Genomic DNA, 22,203 nt, shown 5'->3' on the forward strand with positions numbered 1-22,203 from the left:
AGCAAATCAGTGGCATCACTACTCGAACGGGTTCTTCGTACAGGCGATAAGAAGACGCTGAAGACACTGCGCAATTACGCCGATGCGATCAACGTGCTCGAGGACGAGTACAGGGGCATGTCGGACGCCGAACTCCGGGGGGAAACGGAACGCTTCAAGGAGCGGTACGCCGGCGGCGAGAGCCTGGACGACCTGCTGCCGGAAGCCTTCGCCGCCGTCCGTGAAGCCGCGGGCCGCACACTCGGCATGCGCCACTTCGATGTGCAGCTGATGGGTGGAGCAGCGCTTCACCTGGGCAACATCGCCGAAATGAAGACCGGTGAAGGTAAAACCCTCGTTGCCACCGCCCCGGCCTACCTGAACGCCCTGACCGGGCGCGGCGTCCACATCGTGACCGTCAACGACTACCTCGCCGAATACCAGTCGGAGCTGATGGGCCGAGTCTTCCGCTTCCTGGGGATGACCAGCGGCTGCATTTTGTCCAACCAGGACCCCGCCACCCGCCGCGAGCAGTACAGCGCGGACATCACATACGGAACCAACAACGAATTCGGTTTCGACTACCTGCGCGACAACATGGCGTGGAGCGCCGCCGAGCTGGTTCAGCGCGGCCACCACTACGCCATCGTCGATGAAGTGGACTCCATCCTCATTGATGAGGCCCGCACGCCGCTGATCATCTCCGGGGCGGCCAGCGGTGATGTCAACCGCTGGTACACCGAATTCTCCAAGGTGGTGCAGCGGCTGACGCTGGACACCGACTACGAGGTGGACGAGAAGAAGCGCACCGTGGGCGTGCTGGAAGCCGGAATCGAAAAGGTCGAGGACTACCTTGGGATTTCCAACCTCTACGAATCCGCCAACACGCCGCTGATCGGTTTCCTGAACAACGCCATCAAGGCCAAGGAACTGTTCAAGCGGGACAAGGATTACGTGGTGCTCAACGGTGAGGTCATGATCGTTGATGAGCACACCGGCCGCATCCTCGCCGGCCGCCGCTACAACGAGGGCATGCACCAGGCCATTGAGGCCAAGGAAGGCGTGGCCATCAAGGCGGAGAACCAGACGCTGGCGACGGTCACCCTGCAGAACTACTTCCGTCTCTACGAAAAGCTCTCGGGCATGACCGGCACGGCCGAGACCGAAGCCGCCGAATTCATGAGCACCTACAAGCTGGGCGTGGTGCCGATCCCCACGAACAAGCCCATGGCGCGCATCGATCAGTCCGACCTGATCTACAAGAACGAAATTGCCAAGTTCGACGCCGTCGTCCAGGACATTGCCGAGCGCCACGCCGCCGGGCAGCCGGTCCTGGTGGGAACCACCAGCGTGGAGAAGAGCGAATACCTCTCCAAGCAGCTGGCCAAGGCCGGCATCCGGCACGAGGTCCTCAACGCCAAGAACCATGCACGCGAAGCCGCCATCGTGGCGCAGGCCGGACGCAAGGGCGCCGTAACCGTGGCCACCAACATGGCCGGCCGAGGCACCGACATCATGCTGGGCGGAAACGCAGAGTTCAACGCGATTGCCGAGCTTGAGCGGCGCGGCCTGGACCCGAGTGAGAATCCGGACGAGTATGAGGCAGCCTGGCCGGATGCCCTCGAAAAGGCACGTGAAGCCGTTGCCGCCGAACAGCAGGAAGTCATTGAGCTCGGAGGCCTGTACGTCCTCGGAACCGAGCGCCATGAGTCCCGGCGCATCGACAACCAGCTGCGCGGTCGTTCCGGCCGCCAGGGCGACCCGGGGGAGTCACGCTTCTACCTTTCGCTCACCGATGACCTGATGCGTCTGTTCAACTCCGGTGCCGCCGAGCGGATCATGAACAGCTCCTCGATGCCCGACGACGTCGCACTGGAATCCAAGCTGGTGTCCAAGGCCATCCAGAACGCCCAGGGCCAGGTGGAGGGACGCAACGCCGAGCAGCGCAAGAACGTCCTGAAGTACGACGACGTCCTGAACCGCCAGCGTGAAGCCATCTACGGCGACCGCCGCCGGATCCTGGAGGGCGACGATCTGCAGGAGAAGATCGGCTTCTTCCTGGAGGACGTCGTGACCTCGATCGTCAACGAGGCGACCGCCGAGGGCCATGGCGATGACTGGGACTACGAACAGCTGTGGACCAACCTCAAGACGCTCTACCCGGTGAGCCTAACCATTGACGAAGTGGTTGAGGAAGCCGGAGGACGCTCCAAGGTCACGCGGGAATTCCTGCAGGAGGAAATCCTGTCCGATGCCAAGCTGGCCTACCAGGCCCGGGAAGATGCGCTGGGTGCACCGGCCATGCGCGAACTCGAGCGCCGGGTGGTGCTTTCGGTGATCGGCCGCAAGTGGCAGGAACACCTTTATGAGATGGACTACCTCAAGGAGGGTATTGGACTTCGGGCCATGGCCCAGCGCGATCCCCTGGTGGAGTACCAGCGCGAAGGGTTCGTCATGTTCCAGACCATGACGGAGGCCATCCGCGAGGAGAGCATCGGCTACCTGTTCAATGCCGAGGTAAAGGTAAACCAGCCTGCCGCGGATGTTCCGCCGGCTCTGGCCGGACTTAAGGACGGACGCGGCGTCGTCGGCCAGCCGACGGTGACAGCTGCCGGCCTCGAGGCTCCCCAGCGTCCTGCCAGCCTGCAGTTCTCGGCGCCCAACACCGAGGGCGGCGTGGAAACCCGTGTTGAGCGTGCCGTTTCCGACAAGCCTGCGAAATCCGGCGCTGAAGGTCAGCAGCGGAAGGCACAGGGCGCTCCGAAGAAAACCAAGCGCCGCAAGTAGGGGTGAGGCCGGCAGCCGTCCGGCCTAACCGATTTCCAGGGCGGTAATTTTCCAGAGTCCGCGCCGCAGTTCTATTCTCAGAGCTGCGGCGCGGACTCTGTTCTGTTCGGCGGCAACCACTGAAGCCTCATAGACGCCCTCCGAGACCGGACAGATCCGGCAGCACCTGATCACGACCTGCCGGTGCAGCCGCACCGGAGCGGGGAGCGGGCCTCCGCCCTTGCGGCCGGCGGGTGCCGCATTCCTGCTGCGCACCAGGTTTGCGCGCAGCTGCAGCCGTTCATAGCTGTCCGGATCCAGCCAGCGGGCCATCTGCTGCAGGGGGCGGGTTCCTCCAAGCACCTCCAACGCTGCCTGGGTAACTGACCTGGCGATGGCATCCACCCGTGAATCATCCGCGGGGTCGCTGCGCCAATGTGCCTCCTCCACCGCCGCCGGCCCGGACGGGGTCTCGGAATCAACCGCGACGGGACGCGGCAGCAGCTTGACGGGCGGCGCATCCTGCGGGGTGTAGCCCGTGACGGCAATGCGCTGAACAGTCAGCGGACGCGGGGCTCCCGAGGCAGCCGCCAGGTCATCTGCTTCCTCATGGACGGGAAATGTGATCACGGTGGTCATGGTGACTGTCCTTTCCTGCACGGCTGCTCCGGGGAGCGCCGATAACTGGATGCGGGCCGAACATGTACGTCGGGTCAGTGCCGCGGCGGTGTTTCCGGAGCGTCGGGAATCTCGAAGACCTGGCCGGGCAGGATCAGGTCCGGGGAGTCGCCGATCACTGCCCGGTTGCGCTCATACCAGCGGGGCCAGTGGGCAGCGATGTCCGCCTCCGTGGCCTGCGGACCCAGCTGCGCCGAGGCCAGACTCCATAACGAGTCGCCTTCCTGCACTACTGCCTGTGATTCGGTTTCCGGCCGGCCGGGACGGACAAAGACATTCTGTGCATCCGGTGCTGCCCGGGGTTTCCAGTGGGGTGTCGGGTGCTCATCGTTTCCGTCCGCTGCGGCAGGATTCCACTGGGGGCGGACGGTCTGTGGAGGTTGCTCCAGAGAGGAGATTGCCGGCGGCTGGCTTCCCTGCGGGAAGAACTCAGCGGCCTGGGCCCCACCCGTTCCGGAGACGAGATTCAGTCCGATGACAGCAACGGCGAGCCGCTTCATGAAGGCGGGGGCCAGTGCACCGGCGGCAGCGGCGGCGGCAGCATGGCCCGCCTTGCGCAGCGCCGCATATGCCACAGCCATGGCCAGTCCAACGCTCCACACCACCGCGATGCCCAACCCCGCCGCAGCAGCGGTAAAACCGGCAAGCTCCTGCAGCGAAGAAACGGAGCCGCGAAGAAGCGTTTCAGGGTTGGGCCGAGTTGCGAATCCTGCCCGGACCAGAATCACTGCGGCAATGGTGCCGGCGGCCAGGGTGAGGAGATCCCGCAGATGGTGTCTCATGCCTGGGTCTCCCTTCGGTTCCGGACTGGTCATCAGCAATTTGATGCAGTTTGACGTTATTTGATGCCATTTAGAGTGAATGAGTTCGTTTGATGGGACTTGTCTACAGGCCCGCCCGGAGGGTGTCTAGGGTGTTTTCGAGATTGTTGGTAACGCTGTGCCGTAGATGGGGCCCGGAGAGCGGTTAGCCTGTGCAGATGCGATGGGATGCTCTTTTTGCCGATTTGGAAGCCCAGCTTGCTTCGGTGCGTGAACAGGTCCTCGAGTCCGAGGTGTCGGAGCGGCTGCGAACGGACTTCGCCGCAATGGAATTGGCTGGCCGGCTGCACAGCCAGGCCGGGCGGCTCCTGAAAATTGATCTGGGGCTTCCGGGAACCGTTGAGGGGGTGCTCAGCCATGTGGGCCGCGGGTGGGTTGTGCTGGAAGGCAGCGGCCATTCCTTCGTTGTCGCCCTTGACCACGCGTTGTCCATCAGTGGAATGGACCGCTTTTCCGACGTCGAAGCACCAGCGGCACGGCTGGGGCTGGCATCAGCGCTCCGCGGGCTCTCGCGGAACCGTGCCCTTGTCCGGGTGCACCCGGCGGGTGTACCGCCGGCCTCAGCCCTGGAAGGCACCGTGGACCGGGTGGGAAAGGACTTCTTTGAACTGTCGCTGATACCGCACGGCGAACCGCGCCGGGCGGAAAACGTGCGCGGCGTCTACACGCTGCCGCTTTCTGCTGTTGCGGCGGTCAGCTCCGTCCGCTGATGCCCTGCGGCCATCCCCTTACTGCTCGGGGAGGGCGCCCTGGGCTGCTTCTTCACGCTGGCCGGAAGCCGACCGCCGGTAGGCGTCGGCGATGAACTCCTCTAACACGCGGGTTTCCACCCGCCACTGTCCCCGTCCTCCGATTTGGATGGCGGGGAGCTCTCCGGACCGCACCAGCGCATACGTCTGGGACGAGGATATGTTCAGCACCTCGCCGACATCGGCCAGCGTCAGGAACCTCTTCTCACCCACGTATCCACCTCTGTATCCGTTTACCGCGTATCCGGGTGCCGCACTGCTGCCTTCAGTGTCCCATTCCTGCAGCTGCGCTGGTCACGTTATCCACACTTTGAACTTTTCCCCAAATCACCGTTTCCTTCCGCGTATTTGTAGTCAACAATGTCAGCGATTGCCAGTCCGGGCCCAGCAGCCCCGGACTCCGGGGTCGCCAGGGGAACAACCAGGGGGAAGAAATGAGTCTCGCAACAGGCACGCAGGCAGCCGCGCCCCGTTTGAAAAAGCCGTCATGGAAAGATCCGCGGCTGCTGGTGGGGATACTCCTGGTCCTCGCGTCCACGGCGGGCGTTGTTGCGCTCGTGGGATCAGCGGACCAAACCACTGAGGTCTTTGCCGTTGACGAGGCCATCCCGCTGGGTACCCCGGTCACGGCTGAGGATTTTGCCGTGGTGCCCGTGCGGCTCGGCGATGTGGAGGGATCCTATCTGCCGGTGGCGGACGGCATTCCGGACAAAGCCGTTGCCACCGGGCTGCTGCGGAAGGGCGAACTGGTCTCCCGCAGTGACCTGGGCGCAGCGGATGACCTCGACCGGAAGCCGGTGGGGCTGCGCGTGGATGATCCGCTGCCCTCCGGAACCCAAGCAGGGTCACGGGTTGACGTCTGGTCCTCCATGCCGGATGCACAAAACGGATTCAAGGAGCCACAACAGATTTTGTCCGGAGCCGAAATCTCTGAGCTCACCATCGATGAGTCCGTCCTGGGCGCCACCCGGGCCACAGAGATCCTGGTTCTGGTGGAGGACGACGACCTTTCGGCCCTGCTCAGCGCACGGTCCAACGGTGCCAAGATTGCCGTGGTGCTCAATCCGGCGGCCGGCTCATGAATATTCCCGTGGTAACGGCGGGCAGCGGGGTGGGGAACCTCGTCCAGGACCTGGAACGCCTGCACGGGCCCGTGACTGTGGTGCGCCGCTGTGCCGAGATGCCCGAACTGATCGCCGCCTGCCAGAGCGGTATCGCCCGCGCTGCCATCATCACTGACGACGCCGGTGAAGTCACTGCCGCGCTGGCGGACCGGCTGGCGGCGTCGGGCGTGGCACTGCTGGTGCTGAGTGACGAGGAGAATGTCCAGCGCCGCCTCGACACGCTGGACATCGTCCATGCCCCGCGCAGTTCCCGCCCCGAGGTGCTGTCGGACCTGGTGACGGACGCAGTGGGCCGGTTGGACGACGGCGCAGGGCGCGCGGCGCTCCTGGCCGATCCCTCCCGGGCCCTCAGCGACTGGACGGGGGAGTCCCGCGCCGGGCAGGGGCGGGACACGAACACTGACGGGACGGGGGATTGCGGAACGGGCAGTGCTGACGAGTACCGGGCAGCCGGTTCAGTTATCGCGGTGTGGGGACCGGCCGGCGCCCCCGGGCGGACCACCGTTGCAGTCAATCTTGCCGCCGAGGCGGCGGCTGCAGGAAAAGCCGTGCTGTTGGTGGACGCGGACACGTATGGATCCTCGGTGGCCGCACACCTGGGCCTGCTGGAGGAATCGGCAGGAGTTGCGCAGGCCTGCCGGCTCGCGGAACAGGGTCTGCTGGACGGGGAATCACTGCTCCGCAGCACCCTCAGCGTGTCCATCAAGGGACCGCGCCTGCTGGTGCTGACCGGGATTACCCGGTCGGACCGCTGGATCGAACTGCGTCCCACCGCCCTGGGCCTGGTGGTGGAGCAGGCGCGCAAGTCCATGGACCTGATCGTCATCGACTGCGGCTTCAGCCTGGAGGCGGACGAGGAGCTGAGCTTCGACACCATGGCCCCGCGGCGCAACGGTGCCACGCTGCGCGCCCTGGAGCTCGCGGACACAGTGCTTGCCGTGGGGGCTGCTGATTCCGTGGGGGTTCCGCGGCTTGTCCGGGCACTTACGGAACTGGAAAGCGCCGTGCCCGGCACTGCACCGAAAGTGGTGCTGAACAAAGTGCGCAGCTCTTCGGTGGGGCGCTCGCCGGAACGGCAGCTGCGCGATGCCTGGGAACGCTTCGGACCGGGAATGCCCGTGGCCGCTTTCCTCCCTGCGGAATACGCCACTGTTGATGCAGCTTTGCTGGCCGGTTCCGCACTGCTGGAGACGGCGCCCTCGTCACCCCTGCGGCATGCGATTGCGGCGCTCGCGGAGGTCCGGATTTCCACCCGGCGCCGGAGCAAACGGATTGCCGCCGCGGCAAAGTGACCTTTTCATCCTTGCGGGATAGGCTCAAGGAAAGCCATCCGCAAAGAAGCGGGTTGCAAAGAAGGCAACAACGGAGGCGTATTACATGTCGTCTGGATCCCCCATTTCGGATCTATCGGGTATCGACGAGTCCCTGGATGAATTCATAGGGAACTACTACGAGCATCTGGCAGGGGAAGACGCAGACGGATATCCGCCGTCGGCCCTGCGGGAAAGGGCGGTGCGTCACCGCAGCCTGGGAGCCGTCCGGCCCGATGGCCAGGCGTCCGTGGACATCATGGACGACGGCGATGCCAGCGTCATCCTGATCGTCACCGACGACATGCCGTTCCTTGTCGATTCGGTGACCGCGGAAATTGTGCGCCGCAACGCCGCTATCAGGCTCGTGGTTCACCCCACTTTCCTGGCCAACCGCGACCGGGAGACCGGCGAACTGCAGGCCGTGCACCGGGTGCCGGCCAGCGCGGGTATTTCCAGCGGCGACACCGCGGCCATGCCCAACCTCTCCAGCCTTCTGGGCAAGCAGAATGAAACCACCCGCGTTGAATCCTGGATTGCGGTGGAAATCGGCCGGCTGGCAGACGAAGCCCAGCGCAGCGAACTCATCGCCGGGCTGCAGAAGGTCCTTGAAGACGTCCGCCTGGCAGTTGCCGACTGGCCCGCCATGCGGGCAAAGGTCCACGAGGTCTCCCGTTCCCTGGAAAATGCCGCCAATCCCCGGGAAATTCCCGACTTGGCGCAGGCCCGCGAACTGCTTTCCTGGCTGGACAACGGCAACTTCACATTCCTGGGTTACCGCGAATACGACCTCATCTCCGAAAACGGCGAGGACCTGCTGCGCGTCAGCTCGGACAAGGGACTGGGACTGCTCAGCCGTGCCTCGGCAGCCGGACGCGTGCAGCATCTGACCAGCGCCGGCCGGGCGAAGGCCCGCGAAAAGCGCGCACTGGTGATCACCAAGGCCAATTCCCGGTCCACCGTGCACCGGGCCGCCTACCTGGACTACATCGGCGTCAAGAGCTTCGATGCGCAGGGCAACGTCAACGGTGAGCGCCGGTTCATCGGACTGTTCTCCACGGGCGCCTACACCGGCTCCGTGCGCAATATCCCGATCGTGCGGGACAAGGTCCGCGAAGTCATGCGCCGTGCCGGCTTCCCCGCCGATTCGCACTCCGGCAAGGACCTGCTGTCCATCCTGGAAACGTACCCGCGGGACGAGCTGTTCCAGATTGACGTGGAGACGCTGCTGGAAACAGCCCAGAGCATCCTTCGACTGCAGGAACGACGCCGCACCCGGCTGTTCCTCCGCCCGGACGTCTACGGCAGGTTCATGTCCGCCCTGGTCTTCCTGCCAAGGGACCGGTACAACACCTCGGTCCGCCTGCGCATCCAGGACGAACTGCGCTCCAGCTTCAACGCCGAGTCAATTGACTTTGAGGCGCGGCTGACCGAATCGGCACTGACCCGCATCTTCTTCCGCATCCGGCTGCCGCGCGGCGCAGAAATCCAGGACGTTGATCCGGCTGCGCTGGAACAGCGGCTGGTGAAGGCCGCCCGTTCCTGGAGCGAAGGCATCAGCGAAGTTCTCCGTGCCAAGTACAGCCGGAGCGACGCGCAGCGGCTGGCAGGCCTGTGGGCCGAAGCCTTCCCCGAAAATTACCGTGTCGGATACGAAGTCGAAGATGCCCTGGAAGACATTGCCCGCTTTGAGGCCCGGCTGGCCGCACCCGAGTCTTCCCCTGAACTGTTCGTCTACGTTCCCGAGCGCACCGGCATCAGCGGCAGCGAGGACGCGCGGCTGAAACTGTACCTGCTGCAGCCGCGGTCCCTGACCCAGCTGCTTCCCACCCTGCACAACCTGGGCCTGGAGGTTCTCGACGAACGTCCCTATGAAATCCGCAGGGGAGACGGCACCTCGGTGTTCCTCTACGATCTGGGGCTGAAATACCCGGCGGGGCTGGACCCCATCAAGACCGGTTCCCTGCTCGCTGAAGCCTTCCGTGCCGAAGCGTCCGGAGCCAGCGAGTCGGACTACTTTGACCGGCTGATCCTTGAGCAGGGACTGTCCTGGCGCCAGGTGGTCATCCTGCGCAGCTACGCCAAGTACATGCGCCAGCTGGGCAACACCAATTCCTACGGTTTTGTGGCCGGAACGCTGCGCCGCAATCCGGAGGTGGCCCGTGCCCTTGTTGCCCTGTTTGAAGCGCGGTTTGATCCGGACCTGTCCGACGATGAACGCGCCGCGGCCGAAGAAGCGGCCCGCGCGGCGCTGGACGCCGGACTGGAAAAGGTCCCCACCCTGGACGCTGACCGGGTCCTGCGCACCGTGGCCAACCTGATCAACTCCACCCTGCGCACGAACTTCTACCAGGACAAGCCGTACGTCAGTTTCAAGCTGAACACGGCGGCCATCGAGGGTGCTCCGTTCCCGCGGCCCAAGTATGAAATCTGGGTCTACTCTCCGCGGGTTGAAGGCGTTCACCTTCGCTTCGGCGAGGTTGCCCGCGGCGGCCTGCGCTGGTCCGACCGCCGGGAAGACTTCCGCACGGAAATCCTCGGGCTGGTCAAGGCACAGACGGTGAAGAACGCCGTGATCGTTCCCACCGGCGCCAAGGGCGGGTTCTACGCGAAGCAGCTGCCTGACCCGGCAGCGGACCGCGGAGCGTGGATGGAAGAAGGCAAGGAAAGCTACCGCACCTTCATCCGGGCCCTGCTGGACATCACCGACAACCTGGTGCTGTCCGCCGACGGCGAGGAGCAGGTGGTTCCGCCGCAGCGCGTCGTGCGGCATGACGGTGACGACAGCTACCTCGTCGTGGCCGCGGACAAGGGCACTGCTTCCTTCTCCGACATCGCCAACGAACTTTCCGCCGAGTACGGCTTCTGGCTGGGCGATGCCTTCGCTTCCGGCGGTTCCGTGGGCTATGACCACAAGGCCATGGGCATCACCGCACGCGGTGCCTGGGAATCGGTGAAACGCCACTTCAGCGAACTGGGCATCGACACGCAGACCGAACCGTTCACCGCCGTCGGCGTTGGTGACATGAGCGGTGACGTCTTCGGCAACGGCATGCTCCTGTCCAACCAGGTCAAACTGATTGCAGCCTTTGACCACCGGCATATTTTCCTGGACCCCAATCCGGATCCTGCCGCCTCCTACACGGAACGCCGCCGGCTCTTCGAGCTGCCCCGTTCCTCCTGGGCCGACTACGACGCGTCGCTGATCAGCGACGGCGGAGGAGTCTTCCCGCGCCAGGCCAAGAGCATCCCGGTCAGCGCCGAGGTCCGCCAGGCGCTGGGGCTGGGCAGTGAAGTAACCAAGATGAGCCCGCCGGACCTGCTGCGTGCCATCCTCAAGGCGCCGGCAGACCTGCTCTACAACGGCGGCATCGGCACCTATGTAAAGGCCTCCACGGAGACCAACACGGAGGTGGGGGACAAGGCGAACGACGCCATCCGCGTGGACGGCCGGGACCTGCGGGTCAAGGTGATCGGCGAAGGCGGAAACCTGGGCATGACCCAGCGCGGCCGGATTGAAGCGGCCCGTGCCGGAGTGATCCTCAATACCGACGCCATCGACAACTCGGCAGGCGTGGACTGCTCGGACCATGAAGTCAACATCAAGATCTTCGTGGACCGCATGGTTGCCGCCGGCAAGCTGGATCCGGCCGAGCGTGCAGAGTTCCTGCACTCCATGACGGACGAGGTTGGGCACCTGGTCCTGCAGGACAACAAGGACCAGAACATGCTCCTGCTCAATGACCGCCGCCATGTGATCGAGTGGAGCCCCAGCTACGAGCGGCTGATGGACTGGCTCGAGAAGCACTCGGACCTGAACCGCGAGCTGGAAGCGCTGCCGACGAATGAGGAACTGCGGGCCCGCGTGGCCGCCGGCGTGGGCCTCACTTCGCCGGAACTCTCGGTGCTGGCCGCCTACGCCAAGATCGAGCTGACCAAGGCACTGACGCAGTCCGATCTCGCCGACGATCCCTACTTCAGCGGAACGCTGCGCCGGTACTTCCCGAAACAGCTGGTGGAACGCTTTGACGACCAGCTGGACACCCATCCGCTGCGCCGGGAAATCATCTCCACCATGGTGGCCAATGACATCATCAACATCGGCGGCATCACCTTTGCCTTCCGGGTGATCGAGGAAACCTCGGCCACCGAATCCATGGTGGCCCGGGCCTTCACCGCCCTGCGGGAAATCTACGAGATCGACGGCGTGGTGGACGAACTCAACCACCTGCCGGCCAGCTTCCCCACGGAAAACTGGACGACCATCCATCTGGACATGCGCCGGCTGCTGGACCGGGCCGTCCGCTGGTTCGTCAACCACGTGGGGCGCGGCAGCTCCATCGACGAAGACATCGAGGCGTTCAAGCCGGTCATTGGTCCGCTGCGGGCAGATCTCCTTCACTACCTCAAGGGCGCTGACCTGGACCGGTTCCAGGCAGCCCTTGAACGCTCCCGCGAATGGGACGTCCCGGAAAACCTGGGCACCTACTGGGCGGAACTGTTTGAGAGCTTTGGCCTGCTGGACATTGCACTGCTGGCTGCAAAGCGGGTGGATGAGCCGGCCGCGAACGTTGCAGGCGTCTACTTCGCACTCTACGAGCGGTTCGGTGTTGATGATCTGCTGGAACGGATCACCAAGCTGCCGCGCGGTGACCGCTGGCAGGCGCTGGCACGGGCCGCGCTCCGCGACGACCTGTACTCCACCGTCGCTGACATGACGGTGGCCGCGCTGACCGCGACGGCGGGCCAGGCGGGCGAGGATCCGTTGAAGCGGGTGGCGCTCTGGGAAGAGCAGAACTCGGATAATTTGGAGCGCGCCCGGGTGATGTTCGAAGATGTGAACAAGCTGGAGCACGAGGACATGGCATCCCTTTCGGTTGCCCTGCGCCTGCTGCGCTCCATCGTTCGACGCTAGATACGAAAAGAAAAAGAGACAGTGGCCATATTTACCGATCCCATCAAGGACCATGCCGATTTTGGACCGGGGGACGCGGAATGGCTGCACCTTCTGGTCGGCGACTGGCAGCTGGTCGCCGACCTGGCGTTTGCGGATCTCGCACTCTGGTTCCCTCTTCCGGACGGCAGCTATGTTGCGCTGGCTCATGCCCGCCCGTCGACGTCGCACACCGTGTTCCACAGCGACTTCGTGGGGGAGCGGATCCGGGCGGATCTGCAGCCCCTCGTTGACAGGGCGTGGAACAGCCAGGTCATTGAACGGTCTCCGGAAACGAACTGGACAGCGGAAACGGCCATGCGGGTGGAAGCCATTCCTTTTGTCCGCAACGGCCGAACCCTGGCCGTGGTCACCAGCCACATGGACCTGTCCTCCTCCCGCATGCCGTCCCGGCTGGAACTGACCTACCGGCAGTGCGCTTATGACCTGCTGCGGATGGGAACCCTGGGACTGTGGCCCGACTTCGCCACACCCACAGGTTCCCGCCGCGGCGCCCCGCGCGTGGGAGACGGACTCATCCGCTTGGATGCCGAGGGCATTGTGCAGTATGCCTCGCCCAACGGCGTCTCCGCCTTCCGCCGGCTGGGGGAGATGGAGGCACTGGAAGGCCGTGCCCTTGCGGAAATCACCACGGCACTGCTCAAGGACCGGCGCATGGTGGACGAAACGCTGCCGCTGGTGGTGACCGGACGGATGCCGTGGCGGACCGAAATCGAGTCCCGCGGAGTCAGCCTCTCGCTGCGGGCTATTCCGCTGCGGGACGAGAAGGAACGGTTCGGCGCCCTGGTGCTGTGCCGGGATGTTTCCGAACTGCGCCGCCGGGAAATGGAACTGGTGTCCAAGGACGCCACCATCCGCGAGATCCACCACCGGGTCAAGAACAACCTGCAGACAGTGGCCGCACTGCTGCGCATGCAGTCACGGCGGATGGAAAGCGAAGAAGGCAAGCAGGGGCTGGCGCAGGCCATGCGGCGGGTCGCCACCATTGCCCTGGTCCACGAAACCCTGTCCCAGGGACTGACGCAGAATGTCAACTTTGATGAGCTCATTGACCGGCAGTTCCGCCTGGCCGCGGAAGTAGCCTCGCCAACCCAGCAGGTCAGCACCGAAAAGGAGGGATCCTTTGGAGAGCTGCCCAGTGATTTCGCGACCCCGCTGGCACTGGTGATCAATGAACTGGTGACCAACGCCGTCGAACACGGGTTGTCCGACCGCAAGGGCACGGTGTGGCTCAGTGCGGCACGGCAGCACGGCGCCTATGCCGAGGAAATCCTTATTGTCACAGTGGCCGACGACGGCGTGGGGCTGCCGCCGGGGCCGCGGCGGGAGGGTTTGGGACTCCAGATTGTCCGCACCCTGGTGCAGAGCGAACTGGACGGCACCATCGAATGGTCCGCCCGCCCGGGAGGCGGAACGGAAGTGCGGATTGAAATGGGCTTGGACAATGCGTCGCGCCGGAGCTGAGGCGTTTTAGTTCCGGCAAATGAACGAATTAACAGGAAGGGCCGCTGCTCTTGGCAGCGGCCCTTCCTGAAGTTTCCCGGACTAAATCCGGCTCGTTATGAAGCGCGGCGTGCGCGTGCGGCACGGCGCTTCAGCGCGCGGCGTTCGTCTTCACTCATGCCGCCCCAAACGCCGGCGTCCTGGCCGGTTTCGATAGCCCACTGGAGGCAGGTATCCATGACCGGGCATCGGCGGCACACACTCTTGGCCTCTTCAATCTGAAGAAGAGCCGGGCCGGTGTTGCCCACAGGGAAGAACAGCTCCGGATCTTTGTCCAGACACGCTGCGCGGCTCCGCCAATCCATGCTAATCACAATCTCCTCTAAATAGTTGTCTCCCGTTTGTGAAAACATTCACGAGCAACTGCAAACGAAAGGGGCCAGCTCCGGCCCCACATTTCCCCAGCTCCTAGGATTCCATGTAAAGGAACCTCATACAAGGGTTAGGGAGCTCCCAATTTGCCCGAAACCGTGAGGGATGTGTCACAGCGGGGACGGCCAATCCGCGGCCTGTCGCAGAGCTCTCCGACTATGTCCGGTAGTGTGCCAGTGTGTCAAGACTTCAAGAGCCGCAGCCGCATGAGGGCCGCCCCGCGTCCCGTCCAGCGGCAGTTATCTTCATTTCCGCAGTCCTCATCCTGGAAGCAGCCACTCTCCTGGTGCTGGCGGGCTGGTTTGTCTACAACCTCTTCACGGAAACCCCGGTATCCATGGGCGGGGCAGTGTTCACCACCGTCCTGCTGGCAGCTGCAGGCGGATGGCTGCTGGCGCTGGGCCACTTCTTCTTCCGCGGTTTCCGCTGGACCCGGGCCGGAGTGCTGGTGTTCCAGCTGTTTGCCCTGGTGATCGCCGTCCCCACCCTGCAGGGCGGAGTCCTTCTTGCCGGGCTGCTCCTGCTGCTGCCTGCCGCGGCGGTGTTGGTACTGCTGTTCACCCGGCCCGTCGTCCGGCACACCTCAAGGCTCTCGGGGGAGACAAAGGCCCTGTAACCGGCCCGGCCCTGTAACCGGACCGGCAGTGGAATCGGCCACACGCCGGCTTCCGCCGGTGAGGCCCTGCCTGGCCGAGAATACCTGTGCGCAGGTGTCCTGTTCCAAGTGGTTTTCTGATGTGCAGCCGCGCGGGCGTGGCTTTTTAGCGAGATAAGCCAAGGCCCTTAGAATGGTGCCGAGCGGGCCCAACGGATGTGCCGCGTCAACGGCAGTGGCCCTGAGCCCCCTAGTTTGAGGGGGTACAGTTTATGGCTGAATTGCTGTCCTGACGAGAGGTCTGTGTGTCGAAGCTAGAAACGGAACTCAAACCGGTCACCGCTCGCGCCGCCACTCCGTCTGCCGCCAAGTCCACGTACCGTCCCGAAGTGCAGGGACTGCGGGCCCTCGCGGTACTGATGGTGGTCACCTATCACATCTGGTTTGGGCGGGTTTCCGGCGGGGTGGATGTCTTCCTCCTCATCTCCGCGTTCCTGCTGACGCTTTCCTTCATCCGCAAGGTGGAGGGCGGCCGGCCCCTGGCACTGGGCCGCTACTGGCTTCACCAGTTCAAGCGGCTGCTGCCTCCGGTCATAGTGGTGCTCATCGGAACTCTGACGGCAACGGCGCTGTTTGTTCCGCAGAGCCGATGGACCGAGATCCTCTCGCAGAGCTGGGCGTCCCTCCTGTATTTCCAGAACTGGCTGCTCGCAGCGCAGTCCGTGGACTATTACGCCGCAGACCACAGCACTGCGAGCCCCCTGCAGCATTTCTGGTCCCTTTCCATCCAGGGGCAGGTCTTTATTCTCTGGCCGCTGCTCCTGGCGGCAGCGGCACTTCTGGCCAAAACTCTTCGGGTCCGATTCCGGCGGATGGTGCTGATTGTCTTCGGAACGGTCTTTGCCCTGTCCCTGGGCTTCTCAATTATTGAAACCTACGGCAATCAGGCCCATGCCTACTTCGACACCCGCACCAGGCTGTGGGAATTCGCGCTGGGTTCCCTGCTCGCCCTGGCGCTGCCGTATCTGAAGCTTCCCCGGGGCCTGCGTGTCGCGGCCGGCTGGCTCGGTTTGGCAGCCATGCTCAGCGTGGGCTTCCTGCTTGACGTGCAGGGCCAGTTCCCGGGCTACGTGGCTCTGATGCCGCTCCTGGCAGCGTCGCTCGTGATTATTGCCGGGCAGACCGGCAGCCGCCTCGGAGCGGACCGGCTGTTGTCCTGGAAACCGCTGATGCGCCTGGGGGACATGTCCTACGCCCTGTACTTATGGCACTGGCCGGTCCTGGTCATCTACCTGATTTGGCGGGACCGCCAGGAGGTGGGGCCCGTGGGGGGAACCGCGATCATTGCTGTGTCGCTGGTCCTCGCCTACCTGACGACCAAACTGGTGGAGCGCCCGCTCCGGTCCTCCGCATGGGTAAACCGCAACTCAGCCCGCGCCGCCCTGGTGATAGGCCTGTGCATCGCCGTCGCCGCAGCTCCGATTGCCGGCTGGCAGTACGGACTCAAAGTGCAGGCCGAGAAGCAGGCGGCCGCGGCGATTCGGGATAATCCCGGTGCACGCTCCCTGCTCGCAGGGTTCGAGGATCTCAGCAGCCCTGATGCCCGGCCCGTTCCCGCGCTCAGTGCGCTGGATCAGGAGTGGGGCGTCCTGGAGAGTGATTGCTCCGAGTTCGAGGCAGCGCCCGGGGACCCGGTGCTGGCCGGAAACTGCATGATGACAGAGCCTTCCCCGCAGCCGGAGAAAACCATCCTGGTGATTGGCGATTCCCACGCCGAACAGTGGCTGGGAGCGCTGGAGCCCCTCGCCAAGGAGCACAACTACCGGCTGGTTTCCCTGCTGCTGGGCGGATGCCAGTTCGGAGCCCTCACCGAGGGCCGCGGAGAAGACTGCAACAGCTTCAATGAAGCTGCCGTGAACTACGCGTTGGAACTGAAGCCCGACGCCGTCGTGACTGTCGCTACGTCGGCCCACCCGGTTGAACCAGCTGATCCTCCCGTGGCCGGACTTCCGGAAGCCGCAGAAATGCTGCGTCAGGGAGGAGTTCCGGTCATCGGTGTGCGGGACAACCCCCGATACGTCTTCAACATGCTGCAGTGTGCCGAGGCCAACGGTGCCCAGTCGGATGACTGCAATACTGCCGTGGACCAGAAGCTTTCGGATCCTGAAGCGGTGGCGTCGCTTTTCGATTCCATGCCCGGCCTGGAACTCATCGACATGACAGATTTGATCTGTCCCGACGGGACCTGCATGCCGGTGGTGGGGAACGTCTATGTTTATCTGGACGGCAACCACCTCACAACCACTTACACGGCATCAATGACTGATGAATTCGACCGACGGTTCCATGCAGCGGTGCCTTGGTAACAGCAGCAGGGGCATGTAAAAGTGCCCATGCTTTGATTGTCGGATAACCTAGACCGTCGGGTCCGTGCCCGGATAGGCCGCACCGAAACAAACAGGAGAAACAAGTGAACGTTGACCTCGTCGTCGTAGGGTCGGGCTTTTTCGGCCTTACCGTAGCCGAGCGGGCTGCCCGGGAACTGGGCCTCAAAGTCGCAGTGCTGGACCGTCGCCACCACATCGGCGGCAACGCCTACAGTGAGAACGAAGTCCAGACCGGCATTGAAGTGCACCGTTACGGCGCCCACCTTTTCCACACCTCGAATGAGCGTGTGTGGGAGTACGTCAACCGTTTCACCGAGTTCACCAACTACGTGCACAAGGTCTACACCAGCCATAAGGGTGAGGTGTACTCCATGCCGATCAACCTCGGCACCATCAACCAGTTCTTCCGCTCGTCCATGGGGCCGGCTGAAGCACGCGCGCTGATTCAGGAACAGGCCGGCGAGCTGGCAGGCACAGATCCGGCCAACCTCAACGACAAGGGAATCCAGCTGATTGGCCGGCCCCTGTATGAGGCGTTCATCAAGCACTACACCGGCAAGCAGTGGCAGACCGATCCCAAGGACCTGCCGGCCGAGATCATCAGCCGCCTGCCGGTGCGCTACAACTACGACAACCGGTACTTCAACGACACGCACGAGGGCCTGCCGAAAGACGGCTACACGGCGTGGATCGAGCGCATGGCCGACCACCCGAACATTCAGGTGCACCTGAAGACGGACTTCTTCGACGACGGCCACGAGTTCTCCCGTGACAACACCGTGGGCCAGGTTCCGGTCATTTACACCGGTGCAGTCGACCGTTACTTCGACTATGCCGAGGGCGACCTCTCCTGGCGAACCATCGACCTCGAGGAAGAGGTCCTACCCATCGAAGACTTCCAGGGCACGTCCGTCATGAACTACCCGGATGAGGATGTTCCCTTCACCCGCATCCATGAGTTCCGCCATTTCCATCCGGAACGGGACTACACCAAGGACGCCACGGTCATCATGCGCGAATACTCCCGTTTCGCGCAGAAGGGTGACGAGCCGTACTACCCGGTCAACACTGCGGAGGACCGTGCCAAGCTGCTGGCCTACCGTGACCTGGCCAAGGGTGAAAAGGATGTGCTGTTCGGCGGACGCCTCGGCACCTACAAGTACTTGGACATGCACATGGCGATCGGATCCGCGTTGTCGATGTATGACAATAAGATCAAGCCTCACTTCACCGGCGGGGCGAAACTTCAAAGCGGAGGAGTAGACGCGTGAGTGACGCAGCCGCAAAGCGGACACCGAAGGTGAATGAACCGGACCAGGTCTGGTCACCGCTGCAGCGGGTAGTACTGCCGTCCACGGATCAGCTGGACACCATCCCCCTGTACATGGACACCGGCAGCGCTACGGGCGTGCAGCTGTCCACCATGAACGGTGATGCGCACACGAACCCCCAGTCGCCGTCTGCTGCGATGCCGGGGAAGGAAGCACACGCTGAAGACTTCCTCTCACGGCGGTCCACCTCCGTCCGCCCGGGCGAGCGCGTTTCCTTCGGCACGTACTTCAATGCCTTCCCGGCCAGCTACTGGCGCCGTTGGACCAATTTGGACACCGTACGCCTCAGCGTGCGCACCACGGGCACCGGTGCTGTCAGCGTCTACAAGTCCAACGCCCGCGGCTCGCTCCAGCATGTTCAAACCCAGCGCGTGGATTCCCCGGCCACCAGCACCTTTGAACTGAGCCTGAAGCCCTTCGGAGACGGCGGCTGGTACTGGTTCGATCTCGTTGCCGGCTCCGAGCCGCTGATCCTCGAGGAAGCGGAATGGCAGGCTCCCGGAGAGCCGGTGAAGCCCGGCGCCGTAACGCTGGAAATCACCACGCTCAACAAAACCTCCTTCTGCATCAACAACCTGCGCATCCTCGGTGAGCATCCCGAGGCCCTGGCCTTCGTCAAGGAAGTCCTGATCGTTGACCAGGGCACCGAGAAGGTTGCCGACGCTGAGGGTTTCGCTGAAGTCGAAGCCATGCTGGACGGCAAGCTGCGGATCATCAACCAGGCCAACCTGGGCGGATCCGGCGGTTTCGCACGCGGCATGTACGAGGCCGTTGAGAACGGAAGCGACTACGTCCTGCTCCTGGACGACGACGTCGTGATGGAGCCGGAGAGCATCTCCCGCCTCCTGGCCTTTGCCGACCGCTGCAAGACCCCCACCATTGTGGGCGGCCACATGTTTGACCTGTACAACCGCACCGTCCTGCACACCTTTGGTGAAACGGTGAACCCGTACCGGTTCCAGCCCGACCAGCCGCATGACCAGATGACGCTGGGACACGACTTCGTGCGCTCCAACCTGCGGCACACGCCGTGGCTCCACCGCCGGGTGGACGTGGACTACAACGGCTGGTGGATGTGCCTGATCCCCACCAAGGTGATCCGTGACATCGGCCTCTCCCTTCCGGTCTTCATCAAGTGGGACGACGCCGAATACGGCTTGCGTGCCAAGAGTGCCGGATACCCCACGGTATCGATGCCCGGCTCAGCGGTCTGGCATGTGTCCTGGATCGACAAGGATGACCTGGTGGGCTGGCAGGCCTACTTCCACACCCGCAACCGCATGATTGCCGCGCTGATCCACAGCCCGTACGAACACGGCGGCCGTGTGGTCCGCGAGACCGGATACATCGACCTCAAGCACCTGATCTCCATGCAGTACTTCACCGCGCAGGGCCGTGTCATGGCTCTGCGGGACCTGCTGAAGGGCCCGGAGCACCTGCATGAGATCCTTCCGACGAAGCTGCCGGAAATCCGCGCCCTGACCAAGAAGTTCAGTGACTCGCAGATTCAGCCGGAACCGGAGGCCTTCCCGGCCCCGGTGATGCACAAGCCCCCGCGTCATGGCCAGGGATTCTCCGCACCGTCCTACACCACCCTGATTCCGTGGGCTGCGAAGACGGTTATCCGTCAGCTGACCAAGAAGGTGCCGGCCTCGAGCCTGGAGCATCCGCAGGCCTACATTGCCCACCAGGACAACAAGTGGTGGCGGATGTCCCAGTACGACAGCGCCGTGGTGTCCAACGCCGAGGGAACCGGCGCGTCCTGGTACAAGCGCGATCCCAAGCAGCTGCGCGTCCTGCTGGCCGAGGCAGTGAAGCTGAACGCGGAAATCCTCAAGAACTGGCAGAAACTCAGCGACCAGTACCGGGAGGCACTTCCGGAAATCACATCCTTCGAGGCGTGGAAGAAGACCTTCGCCGAACACTCGGAAGAGAGTAAATAAGCTTGTCCACCGGCGCACTCGAAACTCCGGGGCGGGGAGCGGGACTGGCGGACATCGTCCGGTCCCGCTTCCTGCTCAAGCTGCTCGTTTCCAAGGAGCTGAAGGTCCGCTACCGCGGATCCGTTCTGGGCCTGCTGTGGTCCTATGTGAAGCCCGGCGTGCAGTTCGTGGTCTTCTACGTAGCGCTGGGTGTTTTCCTGAACCTGGAGCAGAGCCCCCGAAATCCGGGCGGGCTGCCCAACTACGCCATTTATCTGTTCTCCGGCATCGTCCTGATCAACTTTTTCACCGAAGCACTGGGCAATGCGTCGAGATCCATTGTGGGAAACGGCGGGCTGATCAAGAAGATCTATCTGCCCCGCCAGCTCTTCCCGGTGGCGTCTGTCTGGGTTTCCGCCGTGCACTTCGTGCCCCAGATGCTCATCCTGGTGGTGGCCTGTCTGTTCAACGGCTGGCGGCCGTCGCTGCTGCAGCTGTCTGCCGCGGTGGCCGGTTTCATTATCGTGGCGCTCCTCGCCACGGGGCTCGGCCTGCTTTTCGGTGCGGTGAACGTCTACTTCCGTGACGCCGAGAATCTGGTGGACATGCTGTTGATGATCGCCACCTGGGCGTCGCCGGTGCTGTACTCCTGGAAAATGGTGCAGGACAAGCTGGGGGAGACGTATTTCCACCTCTACCAGCTCAATCCCATCACCGTGGGCGTGGAGACCTTCCATTTCGCGTTCTGGCTGCCCACCACTGACGGTGCCGAAGCGATTCCGCCGCACCTGCTGTCCGTGTGGATACCTATTGCCCTGGCCATTTCGGCGGCTGTGCTGCTGCTTGGCCAGCTCGTCTTCCATCGCCTTGAAGGCCGTTTCGCGCAGGAGCTGTAGAACCATGGCAAACGCCATCGAAGTACATAACGTCAACAAGCAGTTTGTCCTGCGGCACACCCGTTCCATGAAGGAAGCCTTCGTGTGGCTGATCAAGGGCCGCAAGGGAGATTTGTCCGAGAAGTTCCATGCCCTCAAAGGCGTGTCCCTCGAGGTTGAGCAGGGAGAGACCGTGGCACTGCTGGGCCTGAACGGGTCCGGCAAGTCCACTCTCCTCAAGCACATCTCCGGCGTCATGCGCCCCGACAGCGGAACCGTGGGGACACGCGGACGCGTGGCCGGTCTGATCGAGGTGGGCGCGGGTTTCCACCACGATCTCAGCGGCCGCGACAACGTCTACCTCAACGGCGCCATCCTCGGGATGACGGAACAGGAAATCGACGAGAAGTTCGACTCGATCGTTGAATTTTCGGAAATTGGCCAGTTCATCGACACCGAGGTCAAGTTCTACTCCTCCGGCATGTACCTGCGCCTCGCCTTCTCTGTTGCGGTCCATACGGACCCGGACATCTTCCTGGTGGATGAAATCCTGGCCGTCGGCGACGAGCCCTTCCAAAAGAAGTGCATCGACAAGATCAAGGAACTGGCCGGCGAGGGCAAGACACTCGTGGTGGTGAGCCATGACCTGGATCTGGTGTCACGGATCTGTGAGCGGGGTGTCCTGCTGGAGCACGGCCAGATTGTCATGGACGCATCAGTTACTGACGTGGTTGGCAGGATGCGCGGCGATTCGTAGGCTTTCTCGCCCGCTTACCGACACCATATGACTTACCCGCTGCAACGTGCGGTGTGGACCACAGCACCGGAAGGAAGACC

General features: G+C 63.6%; 16 protein-coding genes. 12 read left to right on the forward strand and 4 right to left on the reverse strand.

Features of this window, described 5'->3' with window-relative positions; genetic code table 11:
• Window positions 1-9: 9 nt before the first annotated feature.
• Window positions 10-2,766, forward strand: a complete 2,757-nt coding sequence (gene secA / locus AC4D2W_RS09385; RefSeq protein WP_490926617.1) for a preprotein translocase subunit SecA — start codon at window positions 10-12, stop codon at window positions 2,764-2,766.
• A gap of 24 nt (window positions 2,767-2,790) precedes the next feature.
• Here secA and AC4D2W_RS09390 read toward each other — a convergent pair whose 3' ends face one another.
• Both AC4D2W_RS09390 and AC4D2W_RS09395 read right to left on the reverse strand, forming a co-directional pair.
• Window positions 2,791-3,384: an Rv3235 family protein gene (locus AC4D2W_RS09390; RefSeq protein ID WP_490926618.1), complete on the reverse strand. Its 594-nt coding sequence runs from the start codon at window positions 3,382-3,384 to the stop codon at window positions 2,791-2,793.
• Between the two features lie 74 nt (window positions 3,385-3,458).
• Window positions 3,459-4,205, reverse strand: coding sequence for a LysM peptidoglycan-binding domain-containing protein (locus tag AC4D2W_RS09395; protein WP_490926619.1), 747 nt, complete (start codon window positions 4,203-4,205; stop codon window positions 3,459-3,461).
• A gap of 197 nt (window positions 4,206-4,402) precedes the next feature.
• On the opposite strand from AC4D2W_RS09395, the gene AC4D2W_RS09400 reads away from it, so the two are divergent.
• On the forward strand, window positions 4,403-4,954 hold the full coding sequence (locus AC4D2W_RS09400) for a hypothetical protein (protein WP_490926620.1): 552 nt from the start codon (window positions 4,403-4,405) through the stop codon (window positions 4,952-4,954).
• An 18-nt stretch (window positions 4,955-4,972) separates the two neighbouring features.
• Here the strand turns inward: AC4D2W_RS09400 and AC4D2W_RS09405 are convergent, their stop codons facing one another.
• Complete coding sequence (locus tag AC4D2W_RS09405; RefSeq protein ID WP_490926621.1) at window positions 4,973-5,206, reverse strand: helix-turn-helix domain-containing protein; 234 nt, start codon at window positions 5,204-5,206, stop codon at window positions 4,973-4,975.
• Window positions 5,207-5,427: 221 nt separating this feature from the next.
• Here AC4D2W_RS09405 and AC4D2W_RS09410 point away from each other — a divergent pair, with 221 nt between their 5' ends.
• The 4 genes from AC4D2W_RS09410 to AC4D2W_RS09425 all read left to right on the forward strand — a co-directional run bounded on the left by AC4D2W_RS09410 (window position 5,428) and on the right by AC4D2W_RS09425 (window position 13,845).
• Window positions 5,428-6,075 carry a CpaB family protein gene (locus AC4D2W_RS09410; RefSeq protein ID WP_490926622.1) on the forward strand — a complete coding sequence of 216 codons (648 nt, stop codon included), beginning with the start codon at window positions 5,428-5,430 and terminating at the stop codon, window positions 6,073-6,075.
• Window positions 6,072-7,409 carry a CpaE/TadZ family protein gene (locus AC4D2W_RS09415; RefSeq protein ID WP_490926623.1) on the forward strand — a complete coding sequence of 446 codons (1,338 nt, stop codon included), beginning with the start codon at window positions 6,072-6,074 and terminating at the stop codon, window positions 7,407-7,409. The genes AC4D2W_RS09410 and AC4D2W_RS09415 overlap by 4 nt, the downstream gene beginning before the upstream one ends.
• A gap of 85 nt (window positions 7,410-7,494) precedes the next feature.
• Window positions 7,495-12,342: an NAD-glutamate dehydrogenase gene (locus AC4D2W_RS09420; protein ID WP_490926624.1), complete on the forward strand. Its 4,848-nt coding sequence runs from the start codon at window positions 7,495-7,497 to the stop codon at window positions 12,340-12,342.
• Window positions 12,343-12,363: 21 nt separating this feature from the next.
• Window positions 12,364-13,845 carry a sensor histidine kinase gene (locus AC4D2W_RS09425; protein WP_490926625.1) on the forward strand — a complete coding sequence of 494 codons (1,482 nt, stop codon included), beginning with the start codon at window positions 12,364-12,366 and terminating at the stop codon, window positions 13,843-13,845.
• 95 nt (window positions 13,846-13,940) lie between these two features.
• Here the strand turns inward: AC4D2W_RS09425 and AC4D2W_RS09430 are convergent, their stop codons facing one another.
• Window positions 13,941-14,189: a WhiB family transcriptional regulator gene (locus AC4D2W_RS09430; RefSeq protein WP_104052537.1), complete on the reverse strand. Its 249-nt coding sequence runs from the start codon at window positions 14,187-14,189 to the stop codon at window positions 13,941-13,943.
• Window positions 14,190-14,434: 245 nt separating this feature from the next.
• On the opposite strand from AC4D2W_RS09430, the gene AC4D2W_RS09435 reads away from it, so the two are divergent.
• From AC4D2W_RS09435 to AC4D2W_RS09460, 6 genes are all read left to right on the forward strand, one after another.
• A complete protein-coding gene (locus tag AC4D2W_RS09435) occupies window positions 14,435-14,872 on the forward strand; it encodes a hypothetical protein (protein WP_490926626.1) in 438 nt (145 codons plus the stop codon).
• Between the two features lie 284 nt (window positions 14,873-15,156).
• On the forward strand, window positions 15,157-17,217 hold the full coding sequence (locus AC4D2W_RS09440; protein ID WP_490926627.1) for an acyltransferase family protein: 2,061 nt from the start codon (window positions 15,157-15,159) through the stop codon (window positions 17,215-17,217).
• A gap of 104 nt (window positions 17,218-17,321) precedes the next feature.
• Window positions 17,322-18,509: a UDP-galactopyranose mutase gene (gene glf, locus AC4D2W_RS09445; protein WP_400931534.1), complete on the forward strand. Its 1,188-nt coding sequence runs from the start codon at window positions 17,322-17,324 to the stop codon at window positions 18,507-18,509.
• Window positions 18,506-20,512, forward strand: coding sequence for a glycosyltransferase (locus AC4D2W_RS09450; protein ID WP_490926628.1), 2,007 nt, complete (start codon window positions 18,506-18,508; stop codon window positions 20,510-20,512). The genes glf and AC4D2W_RS09450 overlap by 4 nt, the downstream gene beginning before the upstream one ends.
• 2 nt (window positions 20,513-20,514) lie before the next feature.
• On the forward strand, window positions 20,515-21,387 hold the full coding sequence (locus AC4D2W_RS09455; protein WP_490926629.1) for an ABC transporter permease: 873 nt from the start codon (window positions 20,515-20,517) through the stop codon (window positions 21,385-21,387).
• Between the two features lie 4 nt (window positions 21,388-21,391).
• A complete protein-coding gene (locus AC4D2W_RS09460; RefSeq protein WP_490926630.1) occupies window positions 21,392-22,123 on the forward strand; it encodes an ABC transporter ATP-binding protein in 732 nt (243 codons plus the stop codon).
• Window positions 22,124-22,203 lie beyond the last annotated feature (80 nt).

Source organism: Arthrobacter sp. TJ-58, assembly GCF_058269295.1.